This is a genomic window from Escherichia fergusonii ATCC 35469, from assembly GCF_000026225.1.
Classification (GTDB): Bacteria; Pseudomonadota; Gammaproteobacteria; order Enterobacterales; family Enterobacteriaceae; genus Escherichia; species Escherichia fergusonii.
In genome coordinates this window covers 2,223,284-2,242,626 of sequence record NC_011740.1, presented here as the reverse complement: position 1 = coordinate 2,242,626, position 19,343 = coordinate 2,223,284, and the positions used below count along the sequence as shown (strand labels likewise).

Annotated in this window: 14 protein-coding genes and 1 riboswitch; of the genes, 13 read left to right on the top strand and 1 reads right to left on the bottom strand. The window is 42.9% G+C overall.

The features are described 5' to 3' along the window. Positions 1-38: 38 nt before the first annotated feature. The 5 genes from EFER_RS11030 to EFER_RS11010 all read left to right on the top strand — a co-directional run bounded on the left by EFER_RS11030 (position 39) and on the right by EFER_RS11010 (position 5,410). A complete protein-coding gene (locus EFER_RS11030; RefSeq protein WP_000856721.1) occupies positions 39-320 on the top strand; it encodes a DUF2574 family protein in 282 nt (93 codons plus the stop codon). Between the two features lie 282 nt (positions 321-602). Next, positions 603-1,136, top strand: a complete 534-nt coding sequence (gene yehD, locus EFER_RS11025) for a fimbrial protein YehD (RefSeq protein WP_000830485.1) — start codon at positions 603-605, stop codon at positions 1,134-1,136. 50 nt (positions 1,137-1,186) lie between these two features. Then, positions 1,187-1,870 carry a fimbria/pilus periplasmic chaperone gene (locus EFER_RS11020; RefSeq protein ID WP_000826927.1) on the top strand — a complete coding sequence of 228 codons (684 nt, stop codon included), beginning with the start codon at positions 1,187-1,189 and terminating at the stop codon, positions 1,868-1,870. 12 nt (positions 1,871-1,882) lie between these two features. Then, positions 1,883-4,366, top strand: a complete 2,484-nt coding sequence (locus EFER_RS11015) for a fimbrial biogenesis outer membrane usher protein (RefSeq protein WP_001114702.1) — start codon at positions 1,883-1,885, stop codon at positions 4,364-4,366. A 15-nt stretch (positions 4,367-4,381) separates the two neighbouring features. Then, positions 4,382-5,410: a putative fimbrial-like adhesin protein gene (locus EFER_RS11010; RefSeq protein WP_000768290.1), complete on the top strand. Its 1,029-nt coding sequence runs from the start codon at positions 4,382-4,384 to the stop codon at positions 5,408-5,410. Between the two features lie 51 nt (positions 5,411-5,461). Here EFER_RS11010 and rcnB read toward each other — a convergent pair whose 3' ends face one another. Beyond that, the gene (rcnB, locus tag EFER_RS11005; RefSeq protein ID WP_002432367.1) at positions 5,462-5,800 is read right to left on the bottom strand and encodes a Ni(II)/Co(II) efflux transporter accessory subunit RcnB; all 339 of its coding nucleotides are present in this window, start codon (positions 5,798-5,800) and stop codon (positions 5,462-5,464) included. Positions 5,801-6,090: 290 nt separating this feature from the next. Continuing rightward, positions 6,091-6,187, top strand: a riboswitch (TPP riboswitch). A 32-nt stretch (positions 6,188-6,219) separates the two neighbouring features. Here rcnB and thiM point away from each other — a divergent pair. From thiM to fbaB, 8 genes are all read left to right on the top strand, one after another. Then, positions 6,220-7,008, top strand: coding sequence for a hydroxyethylthiazole kinase (thiM, locus tag EFER_RS11000; protein WP_001182180.1), 789 nt, complete (start codon positions 6,220-6,222; stop codon positions 7,006-7,008). Further along, a complete protein-coding gene (gene thiD, locus EFER_RS10995; protein ID WP_000822250.1) occupies positions 7,005-7,805 on the top strand; it encodes a bifunctional hydroxymethylpyrimidine kinase/phosphomethylpyrimidine kinase in 801 nt (266 codons plus the stop codon). The genes thiM and thiD overlap by 4 nt, the downstream gene beginning before the upstream one ends. A gap of 67 nt (positions 7,806-7,872) precedes the next feature. Then, a complete protein-coding gene (locus tag EFER_RS10990; RefSeq protein ID WP_024256496.1) occupies positions 7,873-8,688 on the top strand; it encodes a glycoside hydrolase family 25 protein in 816 nt (271 codons plus the stop codon). Positions 8,689-8,773: 85 nt separating this feature from the next. Then, positions 8,774-11,347: a DUF6493 family protein gene (locus tag EFER_RS10985; RefSeq protein WP_000613354.1), complete on the top strand. Its 2,574-nt coding sequence runs from the start codon at positions 8,774-8,776 to the stop codon at positions 11,345-11,347. Next, positions 11,344-14,022: a DUF6493 family protein gene (locus EFER_RS10980; RefSeq protein WP_000564862.1), complete on the top strand. Its 2,679-nt coding sequence runs from the start codon at positions 11,344-11,346 to the stop codon at positions 14,020-14,022. Before EFER_RS10985 ends, EFER_RS10980 begins: the two co-directional genes overlap by 4 nt. Positions 14,023-14,067: 45 nt before the next feature. Further along, positions 14,068-16,752: a DUF6493 family protein gene (locus tag EFER_RS10975; protein ID WP_000381772.1), complete on the top strand. Its 2,685-nt coding sequence runs from the start codon at positions 14,068-14,070 to the stop codon at positions 16,750-16,752. Further along, entirely contained in the window at positions 16,753-18,096 is a 1,344-nt protein-coding gene (locus tag EFER_RS10970) for an SWIM zinc finger family protein (RefSeq protein ID WP_000393185.1), read from the top strand. It abuts the gene before it with no gap. A gap of 166 nt (positions 18,097-18,262) precedes the next feature. After that, positions 18,263-19,315: a class I fructose-bisphosphate aldolase gene (gene fbaB, locus EFER_RS10965; RefSeq protein ID WP_000129596.1), complete on the top strand. Its 1,053-nt coding sequence runs from the start codon at positions 18,263-18,265 to the stop codon at positions 19,313-19,315. Positions 19,316-19,343: the final 28 nt, after the last annotated feature.

The window sequence follows — 19,343 nt, the reverse complement described above, 5'->3', positions numbered from 1 at the left end:
TTGCAGAGTGACCATTTTCACTACAGGGATAACGTTAAATGAAGACCCCCTTGCCATTCGGCATTATCGTTCTGGTTTATGGTATCGCTGCGCCAGTCTCCGCTTCTCAAGAAGCTACACTTTCTATTCAAGGCAAAATAAGCCCGCCAACATGCAGTGTTGATGTAGTCAGCAGTCATTTCACGCAAGAATGTGGAAAAATGACACGCCACTTTACCCTACAGAAAAGTGTAATCACTGCGGTGAGAGGCGTCGTGACAGAGGTTGTGGCTGTACCTGAAGATGGAAAACGGAAAATTATCCTTAGCAGTTACGATTAATGCCTCCAAAACTTTCATTTCCTCAATAAGAAATCATTTTGATGAATGATTTCTTATTTTTTATTCATTAAAAAAATAAATAACAAATGAATTTTGTTTTTAACAATAAAGATTAATAATGTTTTTACATTAACACATTTGTTAAATCTATATTGCATTATGTAAATTGTTTTAAATCAATAAAACAATATGTTTACATTGCGGTAACTAACGTGATGTGAGAATTTTGTTTCAAGAGATAAAGATTCTCAAAACCAAAAAAAATCTACTGAGGAATTAAATATGAAACGTTCAATTATCGCTGCTACCGTTATTTCTGCCGTAGTTATGAGCGCTGGTGTTTTTGCTGCTGATACACAGGATCAAGGCAAGCTGGAAATCAAAGGTAAAATTGTAGGTACAACGTGTGAATTTATTGGTAGTAATAGTGCGGAAATTATTTTGAACGAATTGGGCGCGGATAAAATTAATGGTTTGCCAGCAGGTGGTGTATATGATGGCGTAACTAATAGTACTGCGGTCCCGTTAAAAATAAAATGTGAGGCTAATAAAACACCGCGTATTACCTTTTCTGCAACGCAATTTGATAACAATGATATAACGCTGAATAACGGTGATGCAAAAGGTGTAGGTTTTGCCGTTTACCATGGTGATACTAATACAAAAGTTGATCCGCAAACTGGCGTAAGTCTGGAAAAAAATAGCACGGGTGATTACGAACTTAATTTCCTCGCTCGCTATGCCCGTAATACTGATGCAGCAGTTGAATCGGGTAATGTAAATTCAACATTAACCCTGACCGTTGTTACTGATTAACATCTTTGCCGGCGACTCTCGTCGCCGGCCTTTTTCAAAGGCGCGTGAATATGAAACGTCTAACCACAATAATATTAATTAGCGCAATATTTCCTGCTCATGCTGGCATTGTTATTTATGGCACACGGGTTATTTACCCGGAAGAAAAAAAAGAAGTTATTGTTCAACTGATGAATCAAAGTGATCACGCATCTCTGGTTCAGTCGTGGATTGATGATGGGAATACGTCCCTGCCACCGGAACAAATTGAAGTTCCGTTTCTGCTGACGCCGCCCGTCGCGCGCGTGCCAGCATCATCCGGGCAGCAGTTGAAAATTAAGAAATTAGCATCGACATTGCCAGCAGATAAAGAAAGCATATTTTATCTTAATGTTCTGGATATCCCGCCTAATAATCCAGAAAATGATGGCAAAAATGTACTTAAGTTTGCAATGCAAAATCGGATCAAACTTATCTGGCGGCCGAAAAATATCGCACCTGTGAATAAGCTGTCTTTTAATAAACTGGCTGTATATCGTAGTGACATGCTGGTGACGCTGAAAAATGATACGGCTAACTGGATTACAGTTACAGATGTCAAAGCAGGTAGAGTTAAAATTAATGATCAAACAATTATGCTGGCACCTTTATCAGTGCAAAAAATAAATATGAAATCTGCAGCGGAAAGACAATATGAAGTTACGATTATTGACGACCACGGCAACTACATCAGCAATAATATCAATGTAAAATAATAGGGGCTGTCTATGCCAGAAATGAAGCCAGTCGCTTTGGCTATCTTAGCTGTCTTGTTTACATTTCAGGCTCAAGCGACCGAAACCTTTGATACCCATTTTTTAATGGGTGGTATGAAAGATAAGAAAGTTACCCATTTCCAGCTTGATCCGAACAAACCAATTCCTGGTGATTATGAGTTGGATATCTATGTTAATAAGCAATGGCGGGGGAAATATAATGTCAATATTACTGACGAACCCTCTGAAACCTGTCTGTCAGCAGAAATTATAGCAAATTTAGGTGTTTTGCTGCCAAATTCACAAACAAAACAATCTACGGATTGTGTGCCTTTACGTGAAATCATCAGAAGTGGCAGTTTTGCTTTTGATATTGGTGTATTCAGACTGGATCTTAGCGTGCCCCAGGCTTTTGTTATTGAAGTAGAACCAGGATATGTTTTACCGGAAAATTGGGACCGGGGAATTAATGCGTTTTATACTTCTTATTATTTTAGCCAGTATTACAGCGATTTTAAAAGTGCAGGCAATAACAAAAGTACCTATTCACGTTTCAATAGCGGCATAAATCTGTTGGGCTGGCAGCTGCATTCCGATGCCAGTTTTAACAAAGCCGATAACAGTAGCGGTGAGTGGAAAAGCAACACCTTATATCTGGAGCGTGGATTTGCCTCTACCCTAAGCACCCTGCGGGCAGGTGATATGTACACCTCAGCACAAATATTCGATTCGGTACGATTCCGTGGTTTGCGTTTGTTTCGCGATATGGCGATGTTACCTAACTCCAAACATAGCTTTACCCCCATAGTGCAAGGTATTGCGCACAGCAACGCCCTGGTGACCATTGAGCAGAACGGATTCATTGTTTACCAAAAAGAAGTCCCACCAGGTCCATTTGCCATTGCTGATTTACAGCTTGCTGGTGGCGGCGCTGATCTTGATGTTACGGTAAAAGAAGCAGATGGTCAGGTTAACACTTACCTGGTGCCTTTTGCCTCAGTACCCAATATGCTGCAACCTGGCGTTTACAAATATGACATTGCAGCCGGGCGCAGCCATATAGAAGGTGCCAGTGAGCAGGCAGATTTTGCGCAACTTAGCGTTCAGTATGGTTTTAATAATTTGCTCACTCTGTATGGCGGCTCGATGGTAGCCGAACATTACAATGCGTTTACCCTCGGCACTGGCTGGAATACACGAATCGGGGCGATTTCACTGGATGCCACGCAATCGCATAGTAAGCAGGAAAATGGTGACGTCTTTAATGGGCAGAGTTATCAAATTGCGTGGAATAAATATCTGAGTCAGACCTCAACCCGGTTTGGGTTGGCCGCTTATCGCTACTCTTCCAGCGGATACCGTACATTTAACGATCACGTCTGGGCAAATAATAAAGACAGTTATCGTCGTGATGAGAATGATGTTTATGATATTGGTGATTATTACCAGAATGATTTTGGTCGCAAAAATACATTTTCAGCCAATATCAGCCAGTCATTACCAGAAGGTCTTGGATCACTGGCGGTTAGCGCACTATGGCGAGATTATTGGCAACGCAGTGGTGACAGCAAAGATTATCAGTTGAGTTATTCTAATAACTGGAAAAAAATTAGTTATATTTTTTCTGCCAGCCAAACATACGATGCAGATAGAAAAGCTGAAAAACGCTTTAACTTATTTATCTCAGTGCCATTTGACTGGGGTGATGATATTACCACAACACGGCGGCAGTTGAGTTTATCAAACTCAACCACTTTTGATAATGCGGGTTACACCGCAAATAATACGGGAATTAACGGAGTTGCCGGTGAGCGTGATCAATTTAATTATGGTTTTAATTTTAGCCACCAAAAAGAGGCCCATGAAACGGCGGCAGGTGCAAATATTACCTGGAACGGACCAGTGGCGATTGTAAATGCCAACTACAGTCAGTCATCTAATTATACTCAGATGGGCGGTAGTATTTCTGGTGGGATGGTGGCATGGGCCGGTGGGGTAAATGTGACAAACCGACTCACTGACACGCTGGCGATTATGCAGGCACCTGGCTTACAAGGGGCGTATGTCAATGGGCAAAAATATCGCACTACAGATAAAAACGGCACTGTTATTTACGATAACTTAACGCCATTTCGCGAAAATCATCTGATGCTGGATATTTCACAAAGTTCCAGCGATACAGAGTTAAAGGGAAATCGAAAAATTGTTGCCCCTTATCGTGGCGCTGTTGTGCAGATTAATTTTGAAACTGACCAACGCAAACCCTGGTTTATTAAAGCTAAACGTCATGATGGTTCACCATTGATCTTCGGCTATGAAGTGCTTGATATTCATGGGCATGATGTCGGTGTGGTTGGGCAGGGAAGTCAGTTATTTATTCGAACTAATGAGATACCACCAGAAATCAGTGTCGCTGTAGATAAAGAAAAAGGGCTTTCATGCACCATTACCTTTGATAAGACAATTGATGAAAGCAAGGTTTATATTTGCCGGTAGCAGGTGGGTGATTCTATGAAATTAAAAATATTTATCGCGTTTTTACTGGCACTTATGACACATGGTGTGTCGGCAGGTTGTAGTGGAAATATTACTTACCAGGATTCAATGGTTGTGAATGAATATTTTGTGCTCAACCCTACGCAGAGCGAAGTATTTTCTCATCAATATAATGATATGTCTTGTTCCGGGACAAATACAGTCAGTCCATTGAAACCTTCAGATATTATCGTCGGTTTTTATGATAATAGCGTGAAATTAAAACTGACCATTACCTGGATTGATGGTCAAGATATTAAATTGGATTCAAGTAAGGGAGTTTTTCCTGCAAGCTATAAGGTGACAGTTAGTGAAGTAAGCAGTAGCACAACTGCTAATATTTCTGCTGATTCCTCAAATAGCGTTTTAATTAAGGATATCGCATCGCTCTCCAGTGCGTCGTCAACTTCAAAGAATGATGCATTTTCTGACCTTTTTTGGTGTGTCGTGTTCGGCAAAGGCTGGAATACCTGTATTACAAATTACCGAAACGCACTGGCCAGGGTTGGCGGATTCTATTCCTCAGATTTACGAATAACCTGGAACAGAAAGCAATCTACCTGTAAACCGCAAGACCTGAGCATAACTTTGCCAAATACCACACTTTCTGAGTTGCCTCAGTCAGGAAAAAGTACAACCAGTGCCACTGAAAATATCAAACTGCAGTGCGATAACTTGTTTGGTGAGCGAAAACAATCCACGCGTAAAATGACGGTTTATCTTTATAGTAGTGATTTAATAACCAACAGGAATGATGTTCTGAAAGGTGATGAAAATAACGCTGTTGGATTTGTGCTGGAGTCAGGAACAAAACAGTTAACGATTGGTGTTAATGCAGGTAATGTTAGTGGCATTAGTAGTTTATGGGAAGTTGCTAAAGCTGGATATGTGGGCAGCAATGAAGTGCAGATACCTATTACAGCCAGGTATTATGTTCTTGATAAAAGTAAAGCCAAACCAGGCGACCTTAAAGCAACCGTTATTATCGCAATGAAATATGATTAAAATATCAGGAGTAGTAATATTTTATTCCCCCTCTGGATGAGGGGGATTTTTTTATCGATGGTAAAAAATTTCGCCATCGTAGGCTTTAATAATTTTGCCATCAGTGTCGTTAATCAACACGTAAGCACCGCCCATATAAGTCCAGTGTGTGCCAGCGGCGGGTGCTGGTAAGTTACGCAACTGCCACTGCTTTATGTTGTATTCATTAGTACGGTATAACGCCGGTACGGTATCGCCAGGCTTAAAATGCTTGAAATCAGCAATGAAGCTGCTTAATTCGTATTTTGCAATACCTGAAGTATTGCCTGAACCTGTTGTCGTCGGTGCGGCCCATGCAGCACTTGTTGCCAGCAGTACTGCACCCAGCAACATGTTAGTTTTCACACCCATATTCACTCCACTTTCCGGGTCTTCAAATCAGTCGGGTATCATTTCTGTCATGCATGATCCTGACAAGAAATATTTTGTTAGGATTCTACTGATTGCGTAAAAAGTGTAAACGATAGCACCCACAGGCGGCATAAATTATTTTTATTTTCCCTGCAAGGCTAACAGTTTAGGAATCATCCAGGCCGATTTACATTGGATTATCAAGGCAGTATCCTTGTTATCGAAGCCAAAATTATACGCTAAATAATTTCAGTCGCAGCACATGCAACTTGAAGTATGACGAGTATAGCTTCAACGACTCGGGGTGCCCTTCTACGTGAAGGCTGAGAAATACCCGTATCACCTGATCTGGATAATGCCAGCGTAGGGAAGTCAGACACTGCTCGTGTCCCTTCTTTCACGCGGGCAGGAGCTAAAATATGCAGCCTGACCTGCTAAGCCGCAAAACTGCGGCGTTAACATTACAAAAATTTCACACGCTATCGCCACTTACACACTGCATGACCAATGATGTAGTGCAAACTTTTACTGCCAACACTTTGCTGGCGCTAGGTGCTTCCCCCGCAATGGTGATTGAAACAGAAGAAGCCAGCCAGTTTGCTGCTGTTGCCAGTGCATTGTTAATAAATGTTGGCACTCTCACCCAAGCGCGTGCGCACGCAATGCGTGCAGCTGTAGTCCATGCAAAACGGGTAAAAACCCCCTGGACGCTGGACCCGGTAGCTGTTGGTTCGCTTGATTATCGACGCCATTTTTGTACAGAGCTTTTATCACTTAATCCTGATGCTATTCGGGGGAATGCCTCCGAAATCATGGCATTAGCAGGTGTCAGCAATAGTGGGCGCGGTGTTGATAGCACGGATGTGGTAGCGAACGCGTTACCCGCTGCAGTTATGCTGGCTCAGGAAACTGGTGCAGTGGTAGTGGTTACTGGCGAGGTTGATTATGTTACCGATGGACGACGAACTGTCGGCGTTGGCGGCGGTGATCCTTTAATGACCAAGGTTGTGGGAACTGGCTGTGCATTATCGGCAGTGGTTGCTGCCTGTTGCGCATTACCGGGCGACAGACTGCTAAATGTTGCTTCTGCATGCAGTTGGATGAAGCAAGCAGGAGAACGAGCCATTGTCAGAAGCCAGGGGCCGGGCACATTTGTGCCGTATTTTCTCGACGCACTCTGGCAGATGACTCAGGAGGTAGAGGCATGAAACGGATTAACGCTCTGACAATTGCAGGCACTGATCCCAGTGGTGGTGCAGGAATTCAGGCAGATCTCAAAACGTTCTCTGCACTTGGTGCTTATGGTTGTTCGGTAATAACCGCCCTGGTAGCGCAAAACACCCGGGGCGTGCAATCGGTGTGTCGCATAGATCCTGATTTTGTCGCCGCGCAGTTGGATTCGGTGTTCACTGATGTGCGAATCGACACCACTAAAATCGGTATGTTGGCGGAAACCGATATTGTTGAAGCGGTGGCAGAACGGTTGCAACGTTATCAGATCCAAAACGTGGTACTCGACACCGTTATGCTGGCAAAAAGCGGCGACCCTCTGCTTTCACCTTCGGCGGTTGCCACGCTGCGCAGTCGATTATTGCCACAGGTTTCATTAATAACGCCAAACTTGCCCGAAGCAGCCGCATTGCTTGACGCGCCACACGCGCGCAACGAACAGGAAATGCTGGAACAAGGACGAGCGCTGTTAGCGATGGGCTGTGGCGCAGTGCTGATGAAAGGCGGTCATCTGGATGATGAGCAAAGCCCGGACTGGCTGTTTACCCGAGAGGGGGAACAACGGTTTACTGCACCGCGCATTATGACCAAAAACACTCACGGCACTGGTTGTACGCTCTCTGCGGCGTTGGCTGCACTACGCCCGCGCCATACAAACTGGGCTGACACCGTACAGGAGGCAAAAAGTTGGCTTTCTGCCGCGTTAGCGCAGGCCGACACGCTGGAAGTGGGGCACGGAATTGGTCCGGTTCACCACTTCCACGCCTGGTGGTAAACACCGTAATATAGCTGCTTTGGATTTTTTTCAGCCTGCTTGTGCTGAAAATGCAGGGATGAAGCCAATGCAGCTATGGATTGCCAGTCGTAAAAGATTTACCGCCTTACTTTGTGCCCTTGGGCTAATTTCCATCGTGGCGATTTATCCCAGCCAGACGGTTAATTTTTTCTATTCCACAGCAATTCAGATCAAAGACTATATTCACTTTTATGGTTACCGCCCGGTCAAATCTTTTTCTATTCGTATTCCTGCCAGTTACACCATTCACGGAATAGATGTTTCGCGCTGGCAGGAGCGGATCGACTGGCAGCGGGTGGCAAAAATGCGCGACAACGGTATCCGCTTACAGTTTGCTTTTATCAAGGCCACGGAAGGCGAGAGTCTGGTAGACCCATATTTTTCGCGTAACTGGCGTCACAGTCGTCAAAATGGCCTGTTGCGTGGCGCGTATCACTATTTTTCCCCGTCGGTATCCGCTTCAGTTCAGGCGCGATTATTTCTGCAAACGGTGGATTTTGCCCACGGCGATCTCCCTGCTGTGCTGGACGTAGAAGAGCGAGGAAAATTATCGGCGAAGGAATTACGCAAGCGGGTAAGTCAGTGGCTAAACATGGTCGAAAAAAGCACAGGAAAAAAGCCGATTATTTATGCAGGCGCGACGTTTTATCACACGAATTTGGCGGGGTATTTCAATGAGTATCCGTGGTGGGTTGCGCACTACTATCAACGTCGTCCGGACAATGACGGCATGGAATGGCGTTTCTGGCAGCATTCCGACCGTGGCCAGGTAGATGGCATTAATGGCCCGGTGGATTTTAATGTGTTTAATGGCACGGTGGAGGAGCTGCAGGGATTCGTGGGGAGCACATTCACGAAGTAAACATCAAAAATCAGAATTTCGGGGGCTGATAAAACAGGTGTTCAACCCGGTATCATGAATAATACTCCATGGAAGAGACTCGCCAATGATACCTGTCGAACTGATTCGCCAAAAAGATTATCCAGCCATTGTTGATTGGGGATTGTCATTAACCGAAAATGAGCGAATTATTGCCTTAAAGGAATTGCAGAACTTTGATTATATTTCACTTCGTCTGGGGGAACATGTTGACGATGCAATCCCTTTGACAAAAATCGTTTGTACGCGTAGTTATGCAGATCAAAAAATGTTTCCTGTTAGCTGGCCAGTGAAACATACGTTACTTCATATGGTTAGTAGAAGTCGTTACCATGCTATACATGATGCGCTAATCACTTATTTTACTCACTGCCCTCCTGATTATCTGGATAGCGTGTTTGAGGATTGTTTGCGCGTTCCACATACATATCCAGATATCCGTCTTATCTGGCGTTGGTTTCAGCAAGGCTGGATTACCTTCAACGAAGCAGCGTTTGCCAACGTGTTATTTCATGTTGAGATGTATACTCGCAACGTTCAGGATGAAATTATCTGGCTGCGGGATAACCCTCAAGTCATAGAAAAGGTAATTTTACCGTTCACGCAATATGACGTCCCTGTGCTTTTGCGAAGTCACTTTCATCAGGCCGATAACACGCATCATTGTGGTGTCGTTACCGAGTTTTGGGATGAAGTGTTTAAGCAACTGTTCGCTGAAAATCTTTTGCCACGACAGCTCATTAAAGAACTGTTAGCTTCATTAACAAATAATTTTAAAAAAGGTCGCCTTGACTGGCATATTCGTCTGATAAAAATGTTTAAACCACAAGAAGATGAATGGATTGATAACCAACAGTTATTATTTTCAGGATTAAGTGCCAGCAATAATTCGGTCGTCAATTTTGTTATTCAGACAATTCAAACAATTTACTCTCACCCTGAGTTCGACCATTCATCATTTATGCAGTGTTTACCGGTGATTAGCGGGCGCGAAAAATGCGATAAATCATTATTAATAGCACTGGATATTGCCGGGGATTTGGCAGTACGTTATCCCCAATACCGTACAACACTGGCGCAAAACATCTCTGGAGCCTTGATTCAGCGTAGCGAAAAATTACAACTACGCACTGCCGAATTAATGTTGAAATACCAGGCAGCACAGGACGTTGCCGCGTTAGCTGAGCCATGGTTGGCGGGCTTAAAGCACAGTGTACTGGCACTGTTACAATGTGATTCACCGCTGGGCGAAAGTCATGTTATTCCCATGCTACAACATGAGCAGGTTATTGTTCCTGAAAACTGGGATGCGTTGTTGTTTCAAACTGGAAAAATGTTGGAAAATAAAGAAGCTCTGGATATTGAGCTTTTTTATGCCGGGATTATTGCTCTGCAAGATGAACTTCCTGCTGGGTATAAAAAACAATTACAACCGTACTATAAAAAATCACATAAAAAGTATCTCGAATCATCAATACTTTATTGCCTGAGAGATTTTTTTCAGCAATGGTTTGACGATGAATATGCATCAACGCCAGAGTGGCATGAACGCCGCCTTCCACATTTACAAAACCAAAACCAATTGGTACTGACACGGTTGCGTGATAACTGCCACTTAAGTTTACTGGCAACACCAAGCCACACGCCGTTCTATGTTTCGCCACAAATCCTGGTGGAGAGATTGTTGGCCCACGAACGCGAGAATTATCCGGTTGATGTTGATGATTTAATTGTCGCCTGTAATCGTATTTTGCCAGGCGAGGTTACCGAAGAAGTGAAGCAACAGGCATTAATCTTAACCGGGAAATACGCCCAGGCGGTGCACTATTTGTTGGGGATCACAGATGATATATCGGCAACAAATGACGAGTATTTACCACTCTGGACACAGATTACACGTACCCGAGATGCAAACGGAGTATTCCCACAATATGAATCTATCGCCAAAGAGCAGGCGAGTTGGCCTGGCATAGCCCAACCATTTACCTGTACGTATTGCATATTAATTGATAAGAATGAATATAAAACCTGGTACAGACTGGCATTAAATAACCGTGTGCTTTATCACTGGGAGAGAGAGAGTATTCACCATTATCCTTGTCATTATTACTATATGAGTCTCCGTATTGATGAGTGTTGTCACTGGAAGGACATATTGTATTATTTATCTCTGGTGCCACATTACCCGGATTCTTGGTTAAATCTCTTTATTCCAGCGACGGCATCGGGAAACGAAGTCGATGGCTTTGAAGAATGCTTATATCCTCTACAATATTTGCTTGAAAACCAACTTCGTGTTCATCAGGCAGGTTGGATCTACATTGCAGTTTGTTTACTTTTTGAGAAAAAGATTAGCCGCGATTTGGCAGCAGAATATATACAATTGGCTATCCAACATAACTTTGTAGACAGTCACTATCTGTCTGAATGTATTGCTTATTTACTTATGAATAAGTATGCGCCGATTAATAGATTTATTGAATATCTTGATAACCACAATAGTGATCCAGCAATACGAAAATTCCAAAAGAAAATTCTGGAGAATTGCATCACTCAGGCTGGTGACAACGATCTGCCCATTAATTATAAAAAATTAATAGCTAACCTTAATGAATTAACTGTACAAGGATGTGTGAAATGATCGATTTTAAAGAAAAATACAGTAATATTATTGAATCGGGAAATTCAGAGCAATTAATAGCTTTATTAAAAGTACTGAATGAACAGTCTCGAAAAGAGTTAGCTCCATTAATCAAGAAAGATGTGAAAAGATTAATCGGTCACAAGGAGATATCACGGAATAGGTGGGGAGTTATTGGTAGTGAAAATCAGTTTAAAATGTTAGGTGTAGCAATATTATGCTGTTACAATAAAAAAGATTGTAAAAACATAAAATCTGTCATGTTTAAGAATAATAATTATCTGGATATAGCTCTGGGGTTATTTTCTCCTGACTGGTTTACCGATTATGTCAATATCTTCGCAGATAAAGATGGTTGTCCTTTTAATTACGAACAAATTAGTGACTGGATTGCGGCAGGTTATCTATCTAATGTGTCGCCAACACTTATCGCAAAAAATATTATACATAGTATTACGCTACAAAAGCATTCTTTTACTTTAGATGTTCATCTTTGGGAAATATTTAATTATCCTTGTGATATATCATGGTCTGACCGCTGGTATCATAAACAAGAGAAACCAGAAGACGCCGATGAACATAGATGGATATACTTGTTCAAAAAATACACTCAAGAAAAAAGGTTAGACAGAATGCGGGTTTTAAAAGAAAGCCTTCTTGCTGTCAATCGCGGATTCAATAAAAATCAAACTAACTGGTATGTGGACTTGTTGACTGCTCTGGAACCTGCTGAAAATGAATGTTTGCAACTACAAAATGAGTTATTTTCAGTATTTCATTGCCCGCAAAATAAACCTATTTCCTATGTATTAAAAATTATTAACAGCCTTAGTGTAAATCCTGAATTTGATTATGATGCATTTATTAATCATCTGCCTCTCCTTTTTTCCTCAACAATTAAGAGTACTTTGAATAGTACTTTAATACTGGCCGATAAACTGGCAAGTAAATATCCTGATAAACGAATGATAATTTGTTATAACCTCACCGGTGTCTTTATAAATAAAGATACCAGCCTTCAGGAGAAAGCTGCAAAACTAATTGTTAAGTATGGCGATCCGACAGATGCTGAGTTGAGTGCATTGTTGGATAGTTATATTAATAATTTGCTTGCTGGCACTAAACAATTATTAACAGATTTTCTTGATAGCAAACCCCCGGTTGCTGATGAAGCGTTGCTATTGCACCCAGTTATATCATTAATTCGTGATGATAACCGTATCCCAGAAATTGAAAGCTGGGATGATTTTGTCTTCCTGGCAGGTAGAGCGTGTCTTAACCTGGAATCGTATCATTTTGACCTGTTTCCCGCAGCGTTGTTACGTTTTGCGCCTGAGATTAATAAAGATAATCTTAGTCAACTGGAGCCTGCTTTTGGTCTGGCGCTGAAAACATTGCAATCTGGTTCTTCATCAGTTGGCGCATTCGATCAAATCCTTGCAACATTTATCCTTGAGTTTGCTGGTTATTTACTTAATAAATTACCTAACGAAAATATACTTAAAAAGTATAATCAATATCTTGAATTAATTAATAATGAAAATAAGAACTTAAAACTTAACTGGGGGTTTCATGAGTGGCAAAAATCTACCAAAGCAAAATTTCAGCCATGGATTGATATATTAATAAATGTCCTGCATTCGTTACAAAAATCAAACCACCTGCCACTTCTTTCAACTCCGACGCATTTGCCGTGTTTTATTGATCCCTGTACTCTTGTGCAAAGGTTAAGAAAATATCAAGAGGTAACTCAGGTTCCTGATAATTTAGATTTACAACTTGCTATTCAACGTTGCGTGATACCTGAAAATGAAATTAATTTAGCCGGATTAAACCAAAATGATACTGCGCTATTAAAATATTTCTTCCATGGTGATGTGAAGTCACTTAAATGTGTTGAAAATGATGATTTAGCATTGTCAGCCATTATTACACGTAATACCAGTCACTATGATTTAGCGTCATTCGAATACGGTTTGATTCTGCTAAGCAAAAACAATTTACCTGCAAATATCATCTCTAATGAGTTTTCATGGTGCCTTGAGACAAAAACACAGACAGTACCTTATTCAAAGGAGATAGTTTCTTACAAACAATTGAACTTTGATATATCTCGATACTGGCAGCAGGAAAAGACCAGACTTTTTTATGCCTTTAGTTTTATGAAAACATCGAATGGTTGGGAAACAGATAAGCAACGACTGTTATTTTCTTTTCCCGCTGCTCACGATCTTTTTTTAGTGCGGTTTATCGAATACCACTTTAAAATAGAATATAACGAGCCACGTGACACGATCCACTTGTTGCAGGCAATGCTTGAATTGCCTTTGCCGCTAACACCCATGGGACATCTACTTACCGCTTTTTGCATGCTTCACGCCGACAAAACTGTCCGTGCTCTTGCCGGAGAATTATGGATTGAAAAGCTGCGTTATCCACAAGGTGTGAATTCCGCCCATATCGGCGACATCCTGGGCCGGTTGGAAAAAGAGAGCTGGTCACCACTAAAGCGCTTTACCGATCTTGCCATGCAGTCGCTTATTAATATCAGTTCCCGCCACAATCAGGCATTACTTGAGATGATAAGTGCAATGGACAGCCATTTGAGCACGGTAAAAATCACCAACTACAAAAAGCTGACTGGGCTACGGCAGGAACTTGAAGCAGCATTGTAAAAGCTAATTTAGCACGTATAAAAATTGATATTCAGGGAAAGAGTAATGGATACGACTCAAGAACAATACAGCAAAATTATTGAATCAGGGAATTCAGAGCAGTTATTAGCATTTCTGAAGTCGCTGGATGATAAGCAGCGGAAAAATTTGGTGCCGCTTATAAAGAAAGACGTGAAACGATTAGGTGCCTATCAATGGTATGAAGTAAGCATCGGCGGTCTTCGTGGAGGAAGTTACAAGCAAAACGGTACAAAAAATCAATTACAGATGCTTAGTGTTGCGATCATCAGTTGCTATGCACGAAAAGACTGTAAAAATATTGAACGTAACTTATTGAATTCTAATAATGCAGTTAAAGAAACACTCAAATGGCGCTGCCCGGAATGGCTTACTGATTATATTAATGGTGATATTAAAGGTGGAGATTTTTCAATAGATTATGCCACTCTCTGCGACTGGATTGCCGAAGGTTATGTTGGCAATATTACACCGCAGGTTATTGTTAATAAAATTACTTCTGCATCAATTCTTGAAAAACATCGTTTTTCTTTAGACGATCATATTTGGATGGTGTTTAATTATCCGTGCAGTGTTTCATGGTCAGATCAGTGGTATCCGAAAGAAAGTAAACCTGAGGGTGCCGATGATCATAAATGGATATATTTCTTCAAAAAATATACTATGGACAAACGCATCGACAGAATAAGAGTATTAAAAGAAAGCTTACTTGCGGTCAATCGTAACTTTAATCGTGAACAAACATGTTGGTACGCCACGCTATTTACTTCGCTGCAACCGACAGCGGACGAATGTTTGCAACTTCAGGAAGCACTTTTTTCGACATTTTATTGCCCGCACAGTAAACCTGGCACTACGGCATTACAGGCAATCAAAAAAATATCCGAACATCCGGAGTTTCACCGTGATGAGTTTATTTCCTGCCTTCCTCTGTTATTTTCTTTCACCACGAAAGCTATTGTCGATAGCGCATTAATGATTGCTGATAAACTGGCGAAACAGCACCCTGATAAAAGATTAGAAATCTGTCAACACCTCACCACGGTATTCCTTAACAAAGATATCGCGCTACAAAATAAAACAGCAAAGTTAATTGCAAAATATTCTAGTCCATTAGATCCAGAAATAAGTGCGTTATTAAGCAGTTATGCCGATAATCTGCTTACAGGCGCTCGTGATTTATTAACCGACTTTCTTGATATCACACCGCTTGCGCCCGATGAATCTGCTGAACTTTCTCCCGTAGTGCCACTGATTCGTGATGATAACCGTATCCCCGCAATTGAAAACTGGGATGATTTTGTCTTCCTGGCAGGGCAGGCATTTCATAACGTGGAATCATATCACTTTGACCTGTTACCGGCTGCATTGTTACGTTTTGCTCCTGAAATTAATGAAGAGAATGTGAACCAACTGGAACCCGCGTTTATGCAGGCGCTTGAGGCATCTGAACATATTTCTTTTTTTGACGGGATGTTGGGCTTTTTCTTTATGGAATATGCGGCAGAGCTTATCTCACGTTTTCCACTACAGACAGCAAAAATTAAAATAATGTATGAAGATTTTCAGGGTTTAAAAAATACAACTGACAAATGGAAAAAGATAGACTGGGGGTTTCATTCCTATGATGAAGAGGACAAAAAACGAAGCCGCTCATGGATTGCGTTTTTCAAAAACATTCTGTTGTTATTAAAAAACAACGTTAATCTGCCTTTGCTTTCAACACCCACGCATCTGCCTTGCTTTATTGACCCTACGGTGTTTGTAGAGCGTCTTTTACAATACCAAAATGCGGGTGTAGAACCTTGTAGTCAGGATATGCAACTTGCGATTCAACGATGTGTATTTATTGACACTCAGCTTGATATTTCACAACTTAACACCGAATATGCCGCATTAGTGCGATATTTGTTTTCCGGCGAGCAGGATGCATTAGCACAGATCGCGCAGGATGATTGGAAACTGGCGGCCATTATTACCCGCAGTGCGGTTAACCCTGACACGACGTCTTTTGATGTCGGGTATGCGTTGCTGGAAAAACATGCGTTACCGATGGAGTTATTAAGCAATTTGTTCCCGTGGTTTATCAGGGAAAACAAAACTCGCTTCCCTGCCCGAACATTCAATTTTGACGTCTCGACGGCTGTTCAAAATCTGGAGATAACTTTGTTCTATGCTGACAGTTTCATGCCTTGCTGTAAATACAGTTACTTTGGCGGAGGGTATAAGCGGCGAACGCTGTATGCTTTTCCCTGGCAGGGTGATGTCACACTCATGCGTTATATAGAAATGAATTTTCATGATCCAAACATTTCATCAACGAAGTCTAATCTGGAAATCCTTCAGGCACTTTACGATCTCCCGTTGCCACTTTCACCCATGGGCCATTTACTCACCGCTTTTTGCATGCTTCATGCCGACAAAACGGTGCGTGCTCTTGCTGGCGAACTATGGATTGAAAAACTGTGTTATCCACAAGGTGTGAATTCTGCCCATATTGGCGACATCCTTGGTCGGCTGGAAAAAGAGGGCTGGTCGCCACTCAAACGCTTTACCGATCTTGCCATGCAGGCGCTTATCAATATCAGTTCCCGCCACAATCAGGCATTACTTGAGATGATAAGTGCAATGGACAGCCATTTGAGCACGGTAAAAATCACCAATTACAAAAAGCTCAATGAGCTGCAACTCGAACTTACAAGGAAGTCATAAATGGAAGAGACACTCACTTATAGTTACAACATCCCATCCGCTTTGCACAAAACAAACGGAAAAGATGAATTACGCCTGGCGAAATACAGCGAGATCCAAAAGGCGTCTGACGCTCCCTGTTTTTTTGTCGGTCAGGTCAGGCAACCTTTTTTGATGGCGCGTTGTTTAATTGCCCTTTCCAACGTGGTGAAGTCGAGCTTTAACCTTTCGCCCGCGCAACTGGCGCTACTGAAAGATCCCATTGTCAGCGCAGGAAATGAGCGGGTGCGTTTTGAAGGATTTTCCCACTGTGCCGGGGTCTATGCGCGGCTTGATATTTTGCCCGATGGCTTAAACGGAGAGTTTTTACAAAGCGGCACGACCAATGTCGATTTTAACCAGCCTATGCTCTCGGCATTAGCAGGGGTAAGCAATAGTGAAGCTGTTACCTTATCCGTCGGTCAGAAATCGGTGGGGTTACATCTGGAAAATCACCAGGTTATTGAACGCAAAGTGCCACTTCCGGTGAAATGGATCAAAGGTCTGAGTAGCGTACAGGTCTACCTTGCTCAGTCGGCAAAAGGCCACCAGTTTACTAAAGTCCAGGCGCAGCAACTGTTTCGTTCCTTACCCAAAGGACAGGTGAAAACCGATTACTATTTACAGGTGCGTGGTACGACACCACAGTTTTCGCCAGTCAAATCAGTTAACGCGATTTGTATCGGCGGGCTGCATCGCCTGCGCTTACTGGAACCCTTGTTACCTTTTGTTGATTGCCTGCAGGTCTTCGCGCAACCGGATATGCAATCCACTACCTGGCAACTCTGGTTTGGCGATCTGCGTTTTACGCTTTCTTTATCTCGTGATTGCTGGCGCGGATTTTCTGGCGAAGGTGCGACGCTGGATGCGCTAAATGACGGTATTGACGAGAGCTGGCTGACTATTTTTGACGAACAGGCACAGGCCAACCAGACTATTAGTCCGGCATTTTTTGCTTCTGGTGGCAGTCAGTGGCTGGGAAAAACCGACACACTGGCCGCGCAACTGGCGGCAATGGGATTACTGGGTTACGACCTTACCGATAATGCCTATTTTTATCGCCAGTTGCCGTTCAAACTCTCCCGCATAATGAGTCTGAATCCCCGTCTGAAAGGGGCTGAGAAATTACTGCAAGAGAACAAAGTTGAAATTATTAGCCAGCAGCCAGCCAGAACAGAGGCGCGAGTTGAAGGGAGTGGAGTACGGCATACCGTCATTCTCGATGCAAATGGTGAACGCTGTACCTGCGAATGGTTCAGTAAATATCAGGGGCAAAGAGGACCATGCAAACATGTTCTGGCAGTAAAAAAAAGTATTAGCGTATAGTCCAGTGGCACGTTTTCAGGTGAATCGTGCCAACAGAAATCGCTGAAAAAACAGGCAAAAGATGGAAAAAATCTGCCGTAGCAACCAGGATTAACAGTGCCCGCACCAGGCGGGCCCAGGACAATCCACATTCCGACAACCGCTCGGAGCCTACGGGAGTATAGTAATGACTGATATTGCGCAGTTGCTTGGCAAAGATGCCGACACTCTTTTACAGCATCGTTGTATGACTATTCCTTCTGACCAACTTTACCTTCCCGGACACGACTACGTAGACCGTGTAATGATCGATAATAATCGCCCCCCCGCAGTACTACGTAATATGCAGACGCTATATAACACTGGGCGTCTGGCCGGGACCGGGTATCTTTCGATACTGCCCGTTGACCAGGGCGTTGAGCACTCTGCCGGAGCTTCATTTGCCGCTAACCCGCTCTACTTTGACCCGAAAAACATTGTTGAACTGGCGATCGAAGCGGGCTGTAACTGTGTGGCGTCAACTTACGGCGTGCTGGCATCGGTATCGCGGCGTTACGCGCATCGCATTCCATTCCTTGTCAAACTTAATCACAACGAGACGCTAAGTTACCCGAACACTTACGATCAAACGCTGTATGCCAGCGTGGAGCAGGCGTTCAACATGGGCGCGGTGGCGGTTGGCGCGACCATCTATTTTGGCTCGGAAGAGTCACGTCGACAGATTGAAGAAATTTCTGCGGCCTTTGAACGCGCGCATGAGCTGGGCATGGTGACCGTGCTGTGGGCCTATTTGCGTAACTCCGCCTTTAAGAAAGATGGCGTTGATTACCATGTTTCCGCCGACCTGACAGGTCAGGCGAACCATCTGGCGGCAACCATAGGTGCAGATATCGTCAAACAAAAAATGGCGGAAAATAACGGCGGCTATAAAGCGATTAATTACGGTTATACCGACGATCGCGTCTACAGCAAACTGACCAGTGAAAACCCGATTGACCTGGTGCGTTATCAGTTAGTTAACTGCTATATGGGGCGTGCCGGGCTTATCAACTCAGGTGGGGCGGCAGGCGGAGAAACTGACCTTAGTGATGCGGTGCGTACTGCGGTAATTAATAAACGCGCAGGCGGTATGGGGCTGATTCTGGGGCGGAAAGCATTTAAGAAATCAATGGCTGATGGCGTGAAATTGATTAACGCTGTGCAGGATGTTTATCTCGATAATAAAGTCACTATCGCCTGATGTGAAATCATCCTCTCCCATGCGGGAG

Excerpts from the sequence above, each read along its gene's own strand:
- EFER_RS11030 (WP_000856721.1), top strand. The coding sequence starts at position 39 with ATGAAGACCCCCTTGCCATTCGGCATTATCGTTCTGGTTTATGGTATC.
- yehD (WP_000830485.1), top strand. The coding sequence starts at position 603 with ATGAAACGTTCAATTATCGCTGCTACCGTTATTTCTGCCGTAGTTATG.
- EFER_RS11020 (WP_000826927.1), top strand. The coding sequence starts at position 1,187 with ATGAAACGTCTAACCACAATAATATTAATTAGCGCAATATTTCCTGCT.
- EFER_RS11015 (WP_001114702.1), top strand. The coding sequence starts at position 1,883 with ATGCCAGAAATGAAGCCAGTCGCTTTGGCTATCTTAGCTGTCTTGTTT.
- EFER_RS11010 (WP_000768290.1), top strand. The coding sequence starts at position 4,382 with ATGAAATTAAAAATATTTATCGCGTTTTTACTGGCACTTATGACACAT.
- rcnB (WP_002432367.1), bottom strand. The coding sequence starts at position 5,800 with ATGGGTGTGAAAACTAACATGTTGCTGGGTGCAGTACTGCTGGCAACA.
- thiM (WP_001182180.1), top strand. The coding sequence starts at position 6,220 with ATGCAGCCTGACCTGCTAAGCCGCAAAACTGCGGCGTTAACATTACAA.
- thiD (WP_000822250.1), top strand. The coding sequence starts at position 7,005 with ATGAAACGGATTAACGCTCTGACAATTGCAGGCACTGATCCCAGTGGT.
- EFER_RS10990 (WP_024256496.1), top strand. The coding sequence starts at position 7,873 with ATGCAGCTATGGATTGCCAGTCGTAAAAGATTTACCGCCTTACTTTGT.
- EFER_RS10985 (WP_000613354.1), top strand. The coding sequence starts at position 8,774 with ATGATACCTGTCGAACTGATTCGCCAAAAAGATTATCCAGCCATTGTT.
- EFER_RS10980 (WP_000564862.1), top strand. The coding sequence starts at position 11,344 with ATGATCGATTTTAAAGAAAAATACAGTAATATTATTGAATCGGGAAAT.
- EFER_RS10975 (WP_000381772.1), top strand. The coding sequence starts at position 14,068 with ATGGATACGACTCAAGAACAATACAGCAAAATTATTGAATCAGGGAAT.
- EFER_RS10970 (WP_000393185.1), top strand. The coding sequence starts at position 16,753 with ATGGAAGAGACACTCACTTATAGTTACAACATCCCATCCGCTTTGCAC.
- fbaB (WP_000129596.1), top strand. The coding sequence starts at position 18,263 with ATGACTGATATTGCGCAGTTGCTTGGCAAAGATGCCGACACTCTTTTA.